The 16502-nt window shown below is 72.7% G+C and carries 19 protein-coding genes; 7 read left to right on the forward strand and 12 right to left on the reverse strand.

Annotation, left to right across the window (positions count from 1 at the left end):
* Nucleotides 1-24 precede the first annotated feature (24 nt).
* The 6 genes from purE to ACFP2E_RS14560 all read right to left on the reverse strand — a co-directional run bounded on the left by purE (nucleotide 25) and on the right by ACFP2E_RS14560 (nucleotide 4559).
* Nucleotides 25-564, reverse strand: coding sequence for a 5-(carboxyamino)imidazole ribonucleotide mutase (gene purE, locus ACFP2E_RS14535; protein ID WP_378523112.1), 540 nt, complete (start codon nucleotides 562-564; stop codon nucleotides 25-27).
* Nucleotides 557-1720 (reverse strand): 5-(carboxyamino)imidazole ribonucleotide synthase, encoded by a 1164-nt coding sequence (locus ACFP2E_RS14540; protein WP_378523111.1) that lies wholly within the window; start codon nucleotides 1718-1720, stop codon nucleotides 557-559. Before ACFP2E_RS14540 ends, purE begins: the two co-directional genes overlap by 8 nt.
* 10 nt (nucleotides 1721-1730) lie before the next feature.
* Complete coding sequence (locus ACFP2E_RS14545; protein ID WP_378523110.1) at nucleotides 1731-2054, reverse strand: winged helix-turn-helix domain-containing protein; 324 nt, start codon at nucleotides 2052-2054, stop codon at nucleotides 1731-1733.
* 134 nt (nucleotides 2055-2188) lie between these two features.
* Entirely contained in the window at nucleotides 2189-3241 is a 1053-nt protein-coding gene (locus tag ACFP2E_RS14550) for an adenylate/guanylate cyclase domain-containing protein (protein WP_378523109.1), read from the reverse strand.
* Nucleotides 3231-3749 carry a PH domain-containing protein gene (locus ACFP2E_RS14555; RefSeq protein WP_378523108.1) on the reverse strand — a complete coding sequence of 173 codons (519 nt, stop codon included), beginning with the start codon at nucleotides 3747-3749 and terminating at the stop codon, nucleotides 3231-3233. Before ACFP2E_RS14555 ends, ACFP2E_RS14550 begins: the two co-directional genes overlap by 11 nt.
* A gap of 12 nt (nucleotides 3750-3761) precedes the next feature.
* Nucleotides 3762-4559, reverse strand: a complete 798-nt coding sequence (locus ACFP2E_RS14560; protein ID WP_378523107.1) for a biotin--[acetyl-CoA-carboxylase] ligase — start codon at nucleotides 4557-4559, stop codon at nucleotides 3762-3764.
* 105 nt (nucleotides 4560-4664) lie between these two features.
* Here ACFP2E_RS14560 and ACFP2E_RS14565 point away from each other — a divergent pair, with 105 nt between their 5' ends.
* The 6 genes from ACFP2E_RS14565 (at nucleotide 4665) to ACFP2E_RS14590 (ending at nucleotide 11074) form a co-directional block, all read left to right on the forward strand.
* Nucleotides 4665-6239, forward strand: a complete 1575-nt coding sequence (locus ACFP2E_RS14565) for an acyl-CoA carboxylase subunit beta (RefSeq protein ID WP_378523153.1) — start codon at nucleotides 4665-4667, stop codon at nucleotides 6237-6239.
* Complete coding sequence (locus ACFP2E_RS14570; protein ID WP_378523106.1) at nucleotides 6236-6487, forward strand: acyl-CoA carboxylase subunit epsilon; 252 nt, start codon at nucleotides 6236-6238, stop codon at nucleotides 6485-6487. Before ACFP2E_RS14565 ends, ACFP2E_RS14570 begins: the two co-directional genes overlap by 4 nt.
* Nucleotides 6488-6518: 31 nt before the next feature.
* Nucleotides 6519-7142 carry a hypothetical protein gene (locus tag ACFP2E_RS14575; RefSeq protein WP_378523105.1) on the forward strand — a complete coding sequence of 208 codons (624 nt, stop codon included), beginning with the start codon at nucleotides 6519-6521 and terminating at the stop codon, nucleotides 7140-7142.
* Nucleotides 7142-8146, forward strand: a complete 1005-nt coding sequence (locus ACFP2E_RS14580; RefSeq protein ID WP_378523104.1) for a P1 family peptidase — start codon at nucleotides 7142-7144, stop codon at nucleotides 8144-8146. Before ACFP2E_RS14575 ends, ACFP2E_RS14580 begins: the two co-directional genes overlap by 1 nt.
* A 95-nt stretch (nucleotides 8147-8241) precedes the next feature.
* The gene (locus ACFP2E_RS14585) at nucleotides 8242-9024 is read left to right on the forward strand and encodes a fibronectin type III domain-containing protein (protein WP_378523103.1); all 783 of its coding nucleotides are present in this window, start codon (nucleotides 8242-8244) and stop codon (nucleotides 9022-9024) included.
* 673 nt (nucleotides 9025-9697) lie between these two features.
* Nucleotides 9698-11074, forward strand: a complete 1377-nt coding sequence (locus ACFP2E_RS14590; RefSeq protein WP_378523102.1) for a DUF222 domain-containing protein — start codon at nucleotides 9698-9700, stop codon at nucleotides 11072-11074.
* A gap of 258 nt (nucleotides 11075-11332) precedes the next feature.
* Here ACFP2E_RS14590 and ACFP2E_RS14595 read toward each other — a convergent pair whose 3' ends face one another.
* The 6 genes from ACFP2E_RS14595 to clpS all read right to left on the reverse strand — a co-directional run bounded on the left by ACFP2E_RS14595 (nucleotide 11333) and on the right by clpS (nucleotide 15149).
* Nucleotides 11333-12466, reverse strand: coding sequence for a DUF3152 domain-containing protein (locus ACFP2E_RS14595; protein ID WP_378523101.1), 1134 nt, complete (start codon nucleotides 12464-12466; stop codon nucleotides 11333-11335).
* Entirely contained in the window at nucleotides 12463-13410 is a 948-nt protein-coding gene (locus ACFP2E_RS14600; RefSeq protein WP_378523100.1) for a PLP-dependent cysteine synthase family protein, read from the reverse strand. Before ACFP2E_RS14600 ends, ACFP2E_RS14595 begins: the two co-directional genes overlap by 4 nt.
* 11 nt (nucleotides 13411-13421) lie before the next feature.
* Nucleotides 13422-13694 (reverse strand): MoaD family protein, encoded by a 273-nt coding sequence (locus ACFP2E_RS14605; RefSeq protein WP_378523099.1) that lies wholly within the window; start codon nucleotides 13692-13694, stop codon nucleotides 13422-13424.
* A 54-nt stretch (nucleotides 13695-13748) separates the two neighbouring features.
* On the reverse strand, nucleotides 13749-14183 hold the full coding sequence (locus tag ACFP2E_RS14610; RefSeq protein WP_378523098.1) for a Mov34/MPN/PAD-1 family protein: 435 nt from the start codon (nucleotides 14181-14183) through the stop codon (nucleotides 13749-13751).
* A gap of 88 nt (nucleotides 14184-14271) precedes the next feature.
* Nucleotides 14272-14856 carry a DUF2017 domain-containing protein gene (locus ACFP2E_RS14615; RefSeq protein WP_378523097.1) on the reverse strand — a complete coding sequence of 195 codons (585 nt, stop codon included), beginning with the start codon at nucleotides 14854-14856 and terminating at the stop codon, nucleotides 14272-14274.
* A complete protein-coding gene (gene clpS / locus ACFP2E_RS14620; RefSeq protein ID WP_378523096.1) occupies nucleotides 14853-15149 on the reverse strand; it encodes an ATP-dependent Clp protease adapter ClpS in 297 nt (98 codons plus the stop codon). Before clpS ends, ACFP2E_RS14615 begins: the two co-directional genes overlap by 4 nt.
* A 42-nt stretch (nucleotides 15150-15191) precedes the next feature.
* Here clpS and ACFP2E_RS14625 point away from each other — a divergent pair, with 42 nt between their 5' ends.
* Nucleotides 15192-16499 carry a nicotinate phosphoribosyltransferase gene (locus tag ACFP2E_RS14625; RefSeq protein WP_378523095.1) on the forward strand — a complete coding sequence of 436 codons (1308 nt, stop codon included), beginning with the start codon at nucleotides 15192-15194 and terminating at the stop codon, nucleotides 16497-16499.
* The last annotated feature ends 3 nt before the right edge of the window (nucleotides 16500-16502 follow it).

Consider the following 16502-nt stretch of genomic DNA (forward strand, 5'->3'; position numbering starts at 1 on the left):
GCCCCGGCACCGGCTGAGGGTCTCTCAGAAACCGATGCGCCGCGGCGCCGACGCGTCGCGGACCACGGCGCCCTTCTCCTCGGCCGCCCGGCGCAGGTCGTCCTGGAAGTCGACCATCCGGCGCTGCAGGTCCGGGTCGGCCGCGGCGAGGATGCGCACCGCCAGCAGGCCCGCGTTGCGGGCGTTGCCGATCGCCACGGTCGCCACCGGCACGCCCGCAGGCATCTGCACGATCGAGAGCAGCGAGTCCATGCCGTCGAGGTACTTCAGCGGCACCGGGACCCCGATGACGGGCAGCGGGGTGACCGCCGCCAGCATCCCGGGCAGGTGGGCGGCGCCGCCCGCGCCCGCGATGATGACCTGCAGCCCGCGGTCCGCCGCGTCGCGGCCGTAGGCCAGCATCGCGTCCGGCATCCGGTGGGCGGAGACGACGTCGGCCTCGAACGGCACGTCGAACTCGGCCAGCGCCGTCGCCGCGGCCTCCATGACCGGCCAGTCGGAGTCGGAGCCCATCACGATGCCGACGCGAGGCCCGCCCGCGGTGCCCGCCTGCTGCTCACTCACTGTGGTCTCCCAGGTCTCCGCGGAACCAGGCGGCGGCGTGCCGCGCCCGCTCCAGGCAGTCGTCGAGGTCGTCGCCGTAGGCGTTCACGTGGCCGACCTTGCGCCCCGGGCGCAGGTCCTTGCCGTACAGGTGGACCCGCAGGTGGGGGTCCCGGGCGAGCGCGTGCGGGTAGCCGTCGTACAGCCGGCCGGTCTCGACGTCGCCGCCGAGGATGTTGACCATGACCGTCCAGCGGGCGCGCGGCGCGGGCGAGCCGAGCGGCAGGTCCATGACCGCGCGCAGGTGGTTCTCGAACTGCGAGGTGACCGCGCCGTCCTGCGTCCAGTGACCGGTGTTGTGGGGCCGCATCGCGAGCTCGTTGACCAGCACCCGGCCGTCGCGGGTCTCGAACATCTCCACGGCCAGGATGCCGGTGACGCCGAGCTCACCGGCGACCTTCAGCGCGATGGCCTGGGCCTCGCCGGCGAGGTCGGGGTCGAGGTCGGGCGCCGGGGCGACCACCTCGTGGCAGATGCCGTCCTTCTGCGTCGAGGCGACGACGGGGTACGCCGCGGCCTGACCGCTCGGGGAGCGCGCCACCAGCGCGGACAGCTCACGCCGGAAGTCGACGAGCTCCTCGGCCAGCAGCCGCACCCCGGACTCCTCGGCGGCCCGCAGCGCGGTGGCGGCGTCGTCGGCGGAGCGGGCGAACCACACGCCCTTGCCGTCGTACCCGCCGCGGGTGGTCTTCAGGACGCACGGCAGCCCGAACGCCTCCACCTCCGCCACCGACGAGACGACCGCGTGACGCGGCGACGGCACTCCCAGCTCGTCGAGCCGGGCCCGCATCACCGCCTTGTCCTGGGCGTGGACCAGGGCCTCGGGGCCGGGCCGGACGGCGACCCCGGCCTCCTCGAGGGCGTGGAGGTGCTCGGTCGGGACGTGCTCGTGGTCGAAGGTGACGACGACGCAGCCGTCGGTGACCTTCCGCAGCGTGTCCAGGTCGCGGTAGTCGCCGACCGTCTGGTCGGGGATCACCTGCGCGGCAGACACGCCCTCGGCCTCGGCGAGCAGGCGCAGCGGCAGGCCGAGGGCGATCGCCGGCTGGGCCATCATCCGGGCGAGCTGGCCGCCGCCGATGACGGCGAGCGTGGGTGCGCGGTCGGGGTGGGGCACGCCCCGCAGACTAGTCGTGCACCAGGGAGCGGCTGTGCTCGGTCTCGAACCGCAGCCCCTTGCCGCGGATCGTGGTGATGAGCGTCGGCCGCCTGCTGTCGTCGCCGAGCTTGCGCCGCACCCACCCGAGGTGGACGTCGATGGTCTTCGACGACGTCCAGAACGACGTCTGCCAGACCTCCCGCATCAGCTCGTCGCGGGTGACGATGTCGCCGGCCCGCGCGATCAGCGCGTGGACCAGGTCGAACTCCTTGCGGGACAGCACGACCTCGCGCCCGGCCCGCCAGGCACGGCGGCTCTCCGGGTCGACGACGACGTCCTGCACCTTGAGCACACCGACACGGTAGGAAGGTGCGCTGCGCAACGGAGCCGAATCGCGAAAGCAAGAGGTTTTCTTTACCTTCGCGGTCTTGTGGCACGGTGCCGGCCGTGGGAGCGTGCCGCCCCCGCCTCCCGGGCCTGCCCGGCCTAGTGGCGGCGTACGGCGACCGGCTCCAGCAGCCCGAAGCCGCGCACCGGCCGCGCCGGCAGCCGCCGCGTCTCGAACTGGTCGGCCGGCAGCCGCTCCGCCGTGGCGGCGTCGATGATGATCCGGTTGCGGCGGGCGACGTTGGTGAGCCGCGAGGCGAGGTTGACCGGCGGGCCGAAGACGTCGCCGAGCCGCATCACGACGGAGCCGCTGGCGAGGCCCAGGCGGACGTCGGGCATCCGGCTGTCGCGGCCGATCACGTTGATGATCCCGGCCGCGGTGTCGAAGGCGCTGATGGGGTCGGGGTTCACGAACAGCACCGAGTCGCCGATGCTCTTGATGACCCGGCCCCGGTGGGCCGCGACGACGTCGGCACAGCGGGACTCGAAGACCTCGACCAGCTCGCCGATCCGGGCGTGCGTGATCTCGTTCGACAGCGCCGTGAAGCTGACGATGTCGGCGAAGCCGACCGTCACGTTGGCGGTGTGCAGGTCGTCCTCGCTCGCGCCGAGCGCCTCGAGGCGGGTGACCGCCGCGGCGAGGTGGCGGCGCCAGGCGTAGACCAGGAGCCCCTCGAACGACTCGTTCATCTCCTCGACCAGCCGCAGCGCCTGGGCGCGGCGGCTGCCCATGGCCTGCTCCCCCGCCTCGAGCTCCTCGACGCGGTGGGCGAGAGTCGCCACCTCCCAGTCGGCGAGCCGGGCCATGGTCTGGCCGAGCGCCCGGGTCAGGTTGACGGCCATGTCGAAGTTGATGACTCCGCTGTCGACGAGCCCGGACAGCGTCGAGACCGCGTCGGTGTCGCCCTCGGTGAAGGCCACCTCGAGGCCGTGCTCGGGGAAGCCGAGCGCCCGCCAGAGCCGCCGCAGCGCGTCGACGTCGAGGCCGGTCGTCGCGGCGACCTCGAGCGCGTTGAGCGTCGGGGCCTCGCGCAGGATGGCGCGCTCGAGCTCCGCGCGGGGGCCTTCCGCGGCCGGCTGTGGCTGGTTCTGCGGCTCGTCCTGCGGCTGGTCCTGCTGCGACTCGTCCCCCGACGCGCCCTCAGGCGCCATCGTCGCTGCGCTCGCTCTCGCGCTGCGAGAGGCGATGGAGCTCCTCCGCCACCTGCAGCTGCACCTGCTCGACCCGGGGGATGTCGTCGAGCTCGACCCGGCCCTGCTCGCTGGCGTCGGTCACCACGAGGGTGCCGCAGCCGAACAGCCGGTCGATCACGCCGATCTCGAAGTCGACGCCGCTGATGCGGTTGAGCGGGATCGTGCGGCCCTCCTTGGCGATCAGCCCGGAACGCTTCATGAAGCGCCGGTTGGTGAAGGTGTACGTCGTGGTCGCCCACGCAACGAACGGCCGGAGCACGAACCACACCACGAGCACGGCCGCCACCAGCCAGGTGACGAGGTGCAGCACGTCGAAGGCCGCACCCGTGCCGACCCGCTGCACCACGGCCGCGGCAGCCAGCACCAGGACCAGCACGACGACCGGCCCCGCGAGCACCTTGGGATGCGTGCGGGTGCTGACGACGACGTGCTCGCCCTCGTTCAGGAGCTTCTCGGGGAACGCCACGGGGCGATCATGTCACCCCGCGGGACGCACGTGAATGACGTCGCCCGCCCCGACCACCGTCGTCTCCGCGCCCGACCGGACCACCAGCCGGCCCGACCGGTCGACGTCCACGGCGGTGCCGGTGAACGAGTCGCCGCCGGGCAGCTCGACCCGCACCAGCTGCCCGATGGTGGCGCAGTGGCGGCTGTACGACGAGCGCAGCAGCTCGTCGCCGGCCCCGGGCGACGACCACGCGGCGTACTGCCGGTCGAGCTCGACGAGGATCTCGATCAGCAGGTCCGTGCGGTTTCGGTCGTGGCCGGCGATGGCCAGCGACGTCGCGGTGGGGACGGGCAGCTCCTCCTGGGTCATCGACACGTTCAGGCCGACGCCGACGACCGCTGCCGGGCCGTCGGGGGTGTCGACGAGCTCGACGAGCAGGCCGGCGACCTTGCGCTCGCCGATCAGCAGGTCGTTGGGCCACTTGAGCTCCGACCCGATGCCGACCGCGCCCTGGACGGCCAGGCCGGTGAGCAGCGGCAGCCACGGCCAGCGGGCCGGCGCGACCGGCGGGCGGAGCAGGACCGAGAAGGTCAGCCCGGACCTCGCCGGCACCTCCCAGGACCGGTCGAGACGGCCCCGGCCGGCCGTCTGGTGCTCCGCAACCACGACCAGCCCCTCGGCCGCCCCGCCGCGCGCCCGCTCGGTCAGGACCGCGTTCGTGCTGCGGGTCTCGTCGAGCACGTCGACGTCGTACGACAGCCGCCCGGAGGGCACCGCGGCGAGTCGTTCGCGGTCGAGTGGTGGGCGAGGGGGCGGGTGCGCGGTCACGGGCACTAGTCTGCCGATGAACTCTCCGAGGAGGCCACAGGCGTGAGCGCAGAGCAGGCACGACCGGCGACCCAGCCGGGCGAGGGCACCGACGTCCCTCAGGGCATCGACATCCACACCACCGCGGGCAAGCTCGAGGATCTCGGGCGCCGCCTCGACGAGGCGGTCCATGCCGGATCCGCCAAGGCGGTCGAGAAGCAGCACGCGAAGGGGCGCAAGACCGCCCGCGAGCGCATCGAGATGCTGTTCGACGAGGGCTCCTTCGTCGAGCTGGACGAGCTCGCGCGACACCGGTCCACGGCGTTCGGGCTGGAGGAGCGGCGGCCCTACGGCGACGGCGTGGTGACCGGCTACGGCACCATCGACGGCCGCCAGGTGTGCGTGTTCTCCCAGGACTTCACCGTCTTCGGTGGCTCGCTGGGCGAGGTCTACGGCGAGAAGATCACCAAGGTCATGGACCTCGCCATCAAGACCGGTTGCCCGATCATCGGCATCAACGAGGGTGCCGGCGCCCGCATCCAGGAGGGCGTGGTCTCGCTCGGCCTGTACGGCGAGATCTTCCGCCGCAACGTCCACGCGTCGGGCGTGATCCCGCAGATCTCGATGATCATGGGCTCCTGCGCCGGCGGCCACTCCTACTCCCCCGCCGTCACCGACTTCACGATCATGGTCGACGGCACGTCGAGCATGTTCATCACCGGTCCCGACGTCATCAAGACGGTCACCGGCGAGGACGTGACCATGGAGGAGCTCGGCGGCGCCCGGACCCACAACACGCGCTCCGGCAACGCCCACTACATGGGCCACGACGAGGAGGACGCGATCGAGTACGTCAAGGCGCTGCTCTCGTTCCTCCCGCAGAACAACCTCGACGAGGTGCCGACGTTCGACGAGCCCGCCGAGCTCGACTTCACCGACGTCGACCGGGCGCTCGACTCGATCATCCCGGACTCGCCGAACCAGCCCTACGACATGCACGACGTCATCAGGACGGTCGTCGACGACGAGGAGTTCCTCGAGGTCCAGGAGCTGTTCGCGCCCAACATCGTCGTCGGCTTCGGCCGCGTGGAGGGCCACTCGGTCGGTGTCGTGGCCAACCAGCCGATGCAGTTCGCCGGCACCCTCGACATCGACGCCTCCGAGAAGGCCGCGCGGTTCGTGCGGTTCTGCGACGCCTTCAACATCCCGGTGCTGACGTTCGTCGACGTGCCCGGCTTCCTGCCCGGTACCGACCAGGAGTACAACGGCATCATCCGCCGCGGCGCGAAGCTGATCTACGCCTACTCCGAGGCCACCGTCCCGCTGGTCACCATCATCACCCGCAAGGCCTACGGCGGCGCCTACGTCGTCATGGGGTCCAAGCACCTCGGCGCCGACATCAACCTCGCCTGGCCCACCGCCCAGATCGCGGTGATGGGGGCGCAGGGCGCGGTCAACATCCTCTACCGCAAGGAGATCAAGGAGGCGACGGAGCAGGGCAACGAGGCCGAGCGTCGCGCCGAGCTGATCACCGAGTACGAGGACCACCTGGCCAACCCGTACCTCGCGGCCGAGCGCGGCTACGTCGACGCCGTCATCGCACCGCACGAGACGCGGGTCGAGGTCGTCCGGGCGCTGCGGCTGTTGCGCACCAAGCGCGAGTCGCTGCCGGCCAAGAAGCACGGGAACATCCCGCTGTGAGCGGCGGGAGCGAAGGCGACGGCACGGCGGCCGAGCCCGTCGAGACCAAGCCCCTTCTCAGGGTCGTCAACGGCGACGCCACGCCGGAGGAGGTGGCCGCCCTCGTGGCGGTCCTCTCCTCACTCGGCGGCGGCGGCGAGCCGCCGGCGCGACGGCCCGTGTCGGAGTGGTCGGCGCACCACCGCAAGGTGCGCCGCACGCTGCCGCACGGGCCGGGCGGCTGGCGGTCCAGCGCGCTCCCCCGCTGACCGGATCCGGCTGACGGGCCACACTGGGGGCATGGCCCTGCGCTTCGAGCCGGACGTCTCGCACGCCGACTGGTGGGCGGGGCGCGACGAGCCCTGGCAGCAGCTCTGCACGATCGGGCCGCGGGGCTTCGCCGCGTACGTCCAGGTGCTGCACCCGCTCGACGACGAGGACGACCGCGTCTTCACGCTGGCCGACGTCGAGGGCAACCTCGACGACCGGGTCTTCACCTCCCTCACCGAGGTGCTCGCGGAGCACACCGGCACGCCCGACGACTGCTGGATCGCCTGGTGGGAGGGCGACGGCTACACCGACCACCCCGGGCTGATGCCGCGGGAGGCCCTCGCCGGGCCGCGGGTCCGGCTGCCGCAGGACCACCCGGACCGGGAGTACCTGCTCTTCCGTGGGGCACCCGCCGACGCTGTCGCCCGCGACGTCGGGATGCCGGCTCGCGCCGACGGGATGGGGCTGGGCAGTCCGGCGGCGATGTGGCCCGACGACCACGCGTGGTTCATGGCGCTCGACGTCGACAGCTCGTGGACGGGGATAGGCGGCAGTCACGCGCTGGCCGACAGGCTGCTCGGCGACCCTCGGTTCGAGACACGGACCGTGGCCTGCACCGTCGACATCGTCGACCCGCGCGGAGGGCCGTTCTGATGGCGGGATCGATCACCGACGTGCCCGGGGTCCGGGTCGGCCACGCGCAGCGCACCGGCGACGGCTGGCTGACCGGGGTGACCGTGGTGCTGCCCGGGCCCGAGGGCGCCGTGGCCGGCGTCGACGTCCGGGGCGGCGGGCCCGGCACCCGGGAGACGGACCTGCTGGACCCGCGCAACGCCGTCGAGCGGATCCACGCCGTGGTGCTGACGGGCGGCTCGGCACCCGGGCTTGCAGCCGTGGACGGCGTCATGGGGCGCCTGCTCGACGCCGGTATCGGCTACCCCGTGGGCGGGCCGGGCGAGGTCGTCCCCATCGTGCCGGCGGCCGTCATCTTCGACCTCGGCCGCGGGGGCGTCTTCCGCAACCACCCCGACGCTGCGCTCGGCGCCGCGGCGTACGACGCCGCCTCGGGGCAGGTGGCCGAGGGAAGCCTCGGTGCGGGGACCGGTGCCCGCGCCGGGGGGCTCAAGGGCGGCGTCGGCACCTGCGCGGCCCCGCTCCCCGACGGCTCGACCGTCGGGGCGCTGGTCGTCGCCAACCCGATCGGGTCCTGCGTCGACCCGGCGACCGGGGAGCTGTACGCCGCGCGGCACTGCCTGCCGGGCGACCTGCCGCCGCTGCGGCGTCCCGACGCCGAGGAGCTGGAGGCGGCGCGGCTGGCGGGTGGCGCGGTCACGCCGTACCCCGCACCGCTCGCGACCACCCTGGTCGTGCTCGCCACCGACGCCACCCTCACCAAGGCGCAGTGCGCCAAGGTCAGCGGCATCGGCCACGACGGCCTGGCCCGCGCGATCGACCCGGTCCACACGATGTTCGACGGGGACACCGTCTTCACCCTCGCCACGGGCGGACGCGCGGCCCCGGACCCCGCGGCGTTCCACGAGCTGCTGACGGTCGCCGCCCGGTGCGTGACCCGGGCGGTCGCCCGTGCCGTGCTCGCCGCGGAGTCCGCGGGCGGCATCCGCAGCTACCGCGACGCGCTCCCCTCCGCGCTCGTCTGAACCGCTCATCGATCCCTCACCTGCGTTTCCTAGCGTCGCCGTCGGGACGGTGACCGCGCGGGGACGAGACCGGGGGCCGAGGAGAGGGAGTAGTCATGAGGAGGCTGCTGGCACTGATGCTGCCGACGGCGCTGCTGGCCGGTGGGCTGGCCGGCGTCAGCCAGGCGGGCACGGACGACCAGGACCCGGCCGGAGACGCCGACCGGGCCACCAGAGGCGCACGCGGTGAGGTCGTCAAGGTCGACGACGCCCGCCTGAAGTTCGAGATCAACGACACCGACGGCGACGGCGGGATCCAGCTGTTCCTGGACGCGGAGCAGTGGAAGTGGATGTCGCTCCACGACCCGTCGGGCCGCAGGATCCTCAAGGTCAGGACGCAGGGGATCATGGCGCTGCAGGGCGGCACCGAGCTGTTCATGGAGAGCGCGGAGCCGACGTTCGACACACTGCCGTTGGACGAGCTGCTCGAGCGGTGGCCGGCCGGCACCTACAAGGTCCGCGGCCGTGGTCTCGAGGGCGAGCGGTACCGCGGGAAGGCCAGGCTGACCCACGACCTGCCCGACGGCCCGCGGCTGCTGCGGCCGGTCGACGGCGCCGGCCCGCAGGACCCGGACCGCACGGTGCTCCGCTGGCGGCGGGTGCCGCCGCCCAACGGGAGCCCGATCATCGGCTACCAGGTGCTGGTCGTCGAGCCCGACACCGGCATCCGCGCCCTGCCCAACATCACGCTCGACGTGACGATGCCCCCGGACGCCAACCGGATGCGGGTCCCCCGCGGATTCCTGAAGCCGGACACCGAGTACGAGTGGGAGGTTCTCGCGATCGAGAGGGGCGGCAACCAGACGCTCTCCTCGGCCGAGTTCGTCACGGCCGACTGACGACGTCAGGTCGCGTCACGATGTGTCGCGCCATCGCTTCGAACCGAGCAGCTCGTGGAGCGGTGGCGCGGCCACACGGTGTTCGAGCTCGTCGAGACCCAGTGGCACCGGTGGTTGAGGTGCGAGCGCAGCGAGCCTCGAAACCCCCGCAGCCGAGGCAGGGCGGCGATGTAGCCGGTCGAGCTCGTCGAGACCCGGCGCGGTGGGCAGGGCAGCGACCCACGCCGGTCGAGCTCGTCGAGACCCGGCGCGGTGGGCAGGGCAGCGACCCACGCCGGTCGAGCCCGTCGAGACCCGGCGCGGTGGGCAGGGCAGCGACCCACGCCGGTCGAGCCCGTCGAGACCCAGTGGCACCGGTGGTTGAGGTGCGAGCGCAGCGAGACGGGAAACCCCGCAGCCGAGGCAGGGCCGCGATGTAGCCGGTCGAGCTCGTCGAGACCCAGCGACGCAGGGCGGCGAGGTACGCCGGTCGAGCCCGTCGAGACCCGTTGCCTCGGTGGTCGGGGCCCTGCCTCACTTCCGGGGCTTCGAGGCTCGGCGCTGGGGCGCCTCGCACCTCAACCACCGGCTCGGGTTGCGGTCTGCGATTTCTTTACCTTCTTCTTCCCTCAGATGGGCTCAACCGCGGGCTTTTCGGGCCGGGACTGTCGGTGGTCGCTGCTTGAGTAGTCCCATGACAGCCACCGTGTGCGACAGCCTCGACTCCCCGGCCGGGGTGCTCGCTGCCGCACGCGAGCAGCGAGCGGCGGCGATGCGGTCGGAGGCCCGGATGCTGCAGCTTGCGGTGGAGTGGGCGGTCCAGCACCCCGCCGAGTCGCTCGAGGTTGCCGCCGGCTTCGAGCTCGACGGGTCCGAGGCCGCGGTCCCGATCGCCGGCGAGGGCACCCCGCTGATCACCGAGTTCTGCGTCGCCGAGTGGGCCGCCTCGCTCGGCATGTCCACCGACTCCGGCCGCGCCTACCTGGGTGAGGCGGTCGAGCTCCGCTACCGCCTCCCGCGGGTCTACCGACGGGTGGTACACGGGGACCTGCCGGCCTGGCGGGCCCGGCACATCGCCCGGAACACCATCGCCCTCAGCCCGGCTGCGGCGGAGTTCGTCGACTGCCACGTCGCCCACGTGGCCCACAAGATCGGCCCCACCCGGTTGAACGACCTGGTCGACGAGGCGATCGCCCGCCACGACCCCGCCCTCGCGGCCGAGCGGTTCAAGGCCAAGGCCGACCACCGCGGCTTCGACATCCACCTCGACCAGGCCACGCTGGACGGCACCGTCGACGTCCACGGCGTCCTCGAAGCCGCCGACGCCATGGACCTCGAGCACGCGGTCGCCGACCTCGCCACCCAGCTGCGCCAGCTCGGCTCCGAGGAGTCGCTGGACGTGCGGCGGTCCAAGGCGGTCGGGGAGCTCGCCCGCGGCGCGCAGACCCTCGACCTCACCGGCAGCGACGACGGCGACTCCGAGACTGACGGGCCGCGGCGGCTGCACCGCCGGCCGACCCGCCGCCGCAAGATCAGCCTCGTGATCCACGTGTCCGAGGACGCCGTGGTCGGTGCCGGCCCGCTCGGTCGGGTCGAAGGACTGCGGTGCCCGGTGACGACCGACCAGATCCGGACCTGGCTCGCGGCACCCGACGCCCAGATCGTCGTGAAGCCGGTGGTCGACCCGTCCGGCTGCGCCCCGGTGGGGGCGTACGAGGTGCCCGACCGGCTGGCCGACCTGGTCGACGACCGCGACCACCACTGCGTCTTCCCCTGGTGCACCCGCAAGGCCAAGGCCTGCGACCACGACCACGTCATCCCGCACGGGGAGTCAGGCGGGCCGACGTGTCGCTGCAACCTTGCCGCCCTGTGTCGCAAGCACCACCGACTCAAGACCCACGGCGGCTGGACCTACACCCACGTCGACGACGGCACCTTCCTCTGGCGCAGTCCGTACGGACACGCCTACCTGCGTGACGAGACCGGAACCCGCGACGTCACCCCCGACCCCGACGCGTGTCGGCAGCGACTGATCGACGCCCACCGCGCCGGGACTCCACCCGAGGAGTAGCTGCCCCGCCCCACACCCCGCCAGGCAACGCTCGGCGGGGGCGCGGGCATGCCACCACCCCGGCTTCAGGGGTCTCGACGGGCTCGACCGGCGTACCTCACCGCCGTGCGTGGCTCGCGGGGTCTCGACGGGCTCGACCGCCGTGAGGTCACCGCCCTGTCGATCCGGCCGGGTCTCGACGGGCTCGACCGCCGTGAGGTCACCGCCCTGCCCATACGACGGGGTCTCGAGGGGCTCGACCAGCGGGCTCGCCGTGGCTCAGCGGTACCAGCGCTCGGAGGGGAGCGGCCACGGGTTGTGGCGGCAGCCGTCGAGCCCCTTCGACTGCTGCATCATCACCGGCGCCAGCTGGCCGCGACCGCCGCAGCCGAGGTGGCCGTGGCCGAGCCAGTGGCCGGTCTCGTGGTTGAGCACCATGTGGCGGTAGCTGCGCAGCGACTTGCGCGCGTGGTTCCACGACGGGGTGGCGTGCTGCCAGCGCATCTGGTTGATGATCACGTAGCGGCCGACCCGGCAGCTCCAGCTGGCGCTGCACACGGGCGAGAACGACGGCACGGTGCTCGCCTCGGCCAGCACGACCGAGAAGCTGCCCCCGGAGGCCACCCGGCGGAACGAGACACCCGCCGAGCGCCAGCCGCGCGGGTCTGCGAGGGTCTGGGCCACCTGGCGGCGGAAGACCTTCATCGAGGCGGTGATCCGGCCGCGGGTCTCGATCCGGTACGTCACCGAGCGGCGGACGGGCACGAGGTGGCCGACCTTCCGGCCGCGCGAGAACGCACGGGCTACGCGGTAGCCCTCCTTGCGGACGGTCACCCGGACCCGGACCCGCTCCCCCACGTCAGCGGCCTGGAGCCGGTAGCGGCGGGAGGTGGCGCCCGTGATGGGTCGGTCGCCACGGAACCAGCGGTACCGCACCGCGTGGCGACGCGGCTGCCAGGTGCCGGGGTCGGCGGTCAGCCGGCGCGTGAAGCGGGCGACACCGTCGACCGAGGGCCGCTCGGCCACCGCGAACGACGCCTTGCGGACACGATCCGTGGGCTCGCTCGCCGCCGTGCCGCTCTGTCCGGACTCGTCGGTGGTGGTCACCACGACGTGCAGCCGGTGGCCGAGGTCGTCGAGACCGGGCCGGTAGCGGGGACGCGTCGCGCCGTCGATCTCCTGCTCCTCGCGGAACCACCGGTAGGCGTGCTCGAGCTCGCCCTCACCGGTCCAGGTTCCGGGGTCGGCGACGAGCAAGCCGCGGTAGACGGCGTCGCCCGACACAGTCGGCAGCTCCACGGCCACCGGCGGCTCGGCGACGCCGGCGCCGGCGGGCCCGGCAGGTACGCCGAAGAAAACGGAGCCGAGGAGCATGAGCGGGACCAGGGCCCGCCACGCCCCTCGTGTCCTCACGCCCAGAGCTGCCCTTCGAGTCGTTCCTCGGCCTCGTCGACGGTGCCCTCGTAGGCGCCGGTCGAGAGGTACTTCCAGCCACCGTCGCACACGATGAACGCGATGTCCGCCGACTCGCCGGCCTTGACCGCCTTGGCCGCCTGCGCCAGAGCGGCGTGCAGGATCGCACCGGTCGAGATGCCGGCGAAGATGCCCTCGAGCTCGAGCAGCTCACGGACCCGGCGTACGGCGTCGCGCGGCCCGACGGAGAACCGGCCGTCGATCAGCTCGGCGTCGTACAGCTCGGGCACGAAGCCCTCGTCGAGGTTGCGCAGGCCGTAGACCAGCTCGCCGTACCGTGGCTCGGCGGCGACGATCCGGACGTCGGGCTTGGCCTTGCGGAAGTAACGGCTGACGCCCATGAGGGTGCCGGTGGTGCCGAGGCCCGCGACGAAGTGCGTGATGCCGGGCAGGTCGGCGAGCAGCTCGGGGCCGGTCCCCTCCTCGTGGGCGAGGGCGTTGGCCGCGTTGCCGTACTGGTAGAGCATCACCCAGTCGGGGTGCTCGGCGGCCATCTTCTTGGCCACCCGGACCGCCTCGTTGGAGCCGCCCGCCGCCGGCGAGGAGAAGATCTCCGCGCCCCACATGCGCAGCAGCAGCCGCCGCTCCTCGGAGGTGTTCTCCGGCATCACGCAGACGAGCCGGTAGCCCTTGAGCTTCGCGGCCATGGCCAGCGAGATGCCGGTGTTGCCCGAGGTGGGCTCCAGGATCGTGCAGCCCGGGCGGAGCACGCCGTCCTTCTCGGCCTCCTCGATCATCCGCAGCGCCGGACGGTCCTTGATGGAGCCCGTCGGGTTGCGGTCCTCGAGCTTGGCCCACAGCCGGACGTCGGGGCTCGGCGAGAGCCTCGGCAGCCCGACCAGCGGGGTGTTGCCGACCGAGGCCAGCAGGTTGTCGGCGCGCATGGGCGGGTGGGTCAGCCGCCCGCGACGGCCGGCAGCACGACCACCTGGTCGCCGTCGGACAGCTCGGCCTCGAGGCCGCCGATGAAGCGCACGTCCTCGTCGTTGATGTAGACGTTGACGAACCGGCGCAGGTCGCCGTCCTCGATGAGGCGCTCCTTGATGCCCGGGTGGTTCGCCTCGAGGTCGTCGATCAGCGCGCTCAGGCTGGCACCGTCGCCGGTGACGGCCTTCTCGCCGCCGGTGTAGGTGCGCAGGATGGTCGGGATTCGGACCTCGATGGCCATGGTTGTCTCCTCGGTTGCTTCCGGGGGCTGTCGACTTCTGCTGTCGACTTGCGGTCAGTTCGGGGGGAGCTCGTCGACGACGACGACCTCTTCCTCGGTCACGGTGCCGTCGACGATCCTGTAGGACCTGAACTCCACAGGGCCGTCGTTATTCCCGTGCTCGCGTGTGGACACCAGCACGTAGTGGGCGTTCGGCTCGCTCGCCAGGCCGATGTCGGTGCGGCTCGGGTAGGCCTCGGTCGCGGTGTGGGAGTGGTAGACGACCACGGGCTCCTCGTCCCGGGCGTCCATCTCCTTGTACAGCTGCAGCAGGTCCGTGGAGTCGAACTCGTAGAACGTCGGGCTGCCCGCGGCGTTGACCATCTCCACGACCCGCTCGGGCCGGTCGCTGCCCTCCGGGCCCGCCACGATGCCGCACGCCTCGTCGGGGTGGTCGCGCTTGGCGTGCGCGACGATGGCGTCGTACGTCGCCCGGTCGATGGTCAGCACGTCTCAAGGGTAGAGACGGCCGGACCCCGGAAGCACCTCCACCCAGCATGTGGATGCGTGGGTGTGACGAAGACCGCTCGCCGACCCCTTAGGCAGAGAGCGCCTCGACGAGGGTCTCCTGGAGGTAGCCGACCCACTCGTAGATGTCGTGGGCCTGGGCGCGCGGGTCGTCGTCGGGCAGCGACATCCAGTACTCCTCGTCGCCGTCCTCGACCCCGAGCCGGGTCGCCAGGGCGAGCCGCAGGTCGGTGAACGAGCGCAGCCACACGATCGCCGCCGCCGGCTCGAGCTCGACGTCGATCATCAGGCCGTCCTCGGTGAGCTCCGCGGGCAGGCCGGCGTCCTCGAGGCCGTCGATGATCGCGCAGGCGCCGTTGGCCTTGCCGTCGCGCAGCCCGCCCTCGGTGAAGCGCCGGAACTCGGCCGCCGCCTCCTCGTCCTGGGGGTACGCCGTGGGGAACAGCCGCGCGAGGACCGGGTCCTCGGGCTCGGTGGTGGGGCCGCTGAAGTCGAGCATCGCCTCGAGCGGGTCGCCGGACCCGTGCGGGGCGGCGGCCTCGTTGCGCAGCAGCTCGACGAGCTGGGACGCGAGCGAGCGGAGCAGGTCGGCCTCGAACCCGGTGAAGGTGGCGATGACGCGCCCGCTCCGGCGGTGCCGGGCGAATCCGGTCACGTGGCCTGCTCCATCGTGGCCCAGAGGCCGTACTCGTGCATCGCCTGCACGTCGCGCTCCATCTCCTCGCGCGAGCCGGTGCTGACCGCCGACTTGCCGTCGTTGTGGACCTCGAGCATGAGCTTCTCGGCCTTCTGCTTGTCGTAGCCGAAGTACTTCTGGAAGACGAAGGTGACGTACGACATCAGGTTCACCGGGTCGTTCCACACGATCGTCACCCACGGCTTGGCCAGGAACGTGATCTCGTCCGGTGTGAGTGTCGGGTCGACCTCGACCGGGCTCGCTGCGCTCACGGGGCCATCGTGGCACAGGTGGTCGTCTCCTACGCTGGCCCGGTGACTCGCGCCGACCGTGGCTCCACCGCCCTGCTGACCGACCACTACGAGCTCACCATGGTCCAGGCGGCACTCGCCGCCGGCACCGCGCACCGGCGCTCCGTCTTCGAGCTGTTCCCGCGGCGGCTCCCCGAGGGCCGCCGGTACGGCGTCGTGGCCGGCGTCGGCCGCGTGCTGGAGGCCGTCGAGCGGTTCCACTTCGACGACGAGGCCCTCGCCACGCTGGCCGACGTCGTCGACGGCCCGACGCTCGACTGGCTGGCGGACTACCGGTTCACGGGCTCCATGTGGGGCTACGGCGAGGGCGAGGCCTACTTCCCGTTCTCGCCGCTGCTGCGCGTGGAGGCCAGCTTCGTCGAGGCCGTCGTCCTGGAGACACTGCTGCTGTCGGTCTACAACCACGACAGCGCCATCGCCAGCGCGGCGTCCCGGATGACGCTCGCCGCGGGCGACCGGCCCTGCATCGAGATGGGGTCGCGCCGCACCCACGAGGAGGCCGCCGTCGCCAGTGCCCGCGCCGCCTACCTCGCCGGCTTCGCGTCGAGCTCCAACCTCGCGGCCCGCCAGCGGTACGGCGTCCCGACCGCCGGCACCAGCGCCCACAGCTTCACGCTCCTCCACGACAGCGAGGAGGACGCGTTCCGGGCCCAGGTGGCCTCGCTCGGCACGGGCACCACCCTCCTCGTCGACACCTACGACGTCGAGGAGGCCGTCGCCCTGGGCGTCGAGGTGGCCGGTACCGATCTCGGCGCCGTCCGGCTGGACTCCGGCGACCTCGGCGAGATCGCTCACAAGGTCCGCGCCCAGCTCGACACCCTCGGCGCCACCGGGACGCGCATCGTGGTCACCAGCGACCTCGACGAGCACGCGATCGCGGCGCTGGCCTCCGCCCCGGTCGACGCCTACGGCGTCGGCACCCAGCTCGTCACCGGCTCCGGCCACCCGACCGCCGGCTTCGTCTACAAGCTGGTCGCCCGGGAGGGTGCGGACGGCACGATGCAGGCGGTCGAGAAGCGCAGCCCGGCCAAGATCTCCCACGGCGGCCTGAAGTTCGCCGTCCGGCGCCGCGACGCCGCCGGCGTGGCTGTCGAGGAGGTCGTCGGCACCGGCACTCCCCCGGACGGCGACGACCACCGGCCGCTCATCCGGGAGCTGGTGCGCGACGGGGAGGCCGTCGGCGCCGAGCCGCTGCAGGCGGCCCGTGAGCGTCACGAGCGGGCGCGCGCCGAGCTGCCGGCACAGGCCCACCAGATGTCGCGCGGCGAACCCGTCATCCCGACGACGTTCCTCGACCGGACGGGAGCCTGACGC

Source organism: Nocardioides sp. GCM10027114 (assembly GCF_042659625.1).
Taxonomy (GTDB): domain Bacteria; phylum Actinomycetota; class Actinomycetes; order Propionibacteriales; family Nocardioidaceae; genus Nocardioides.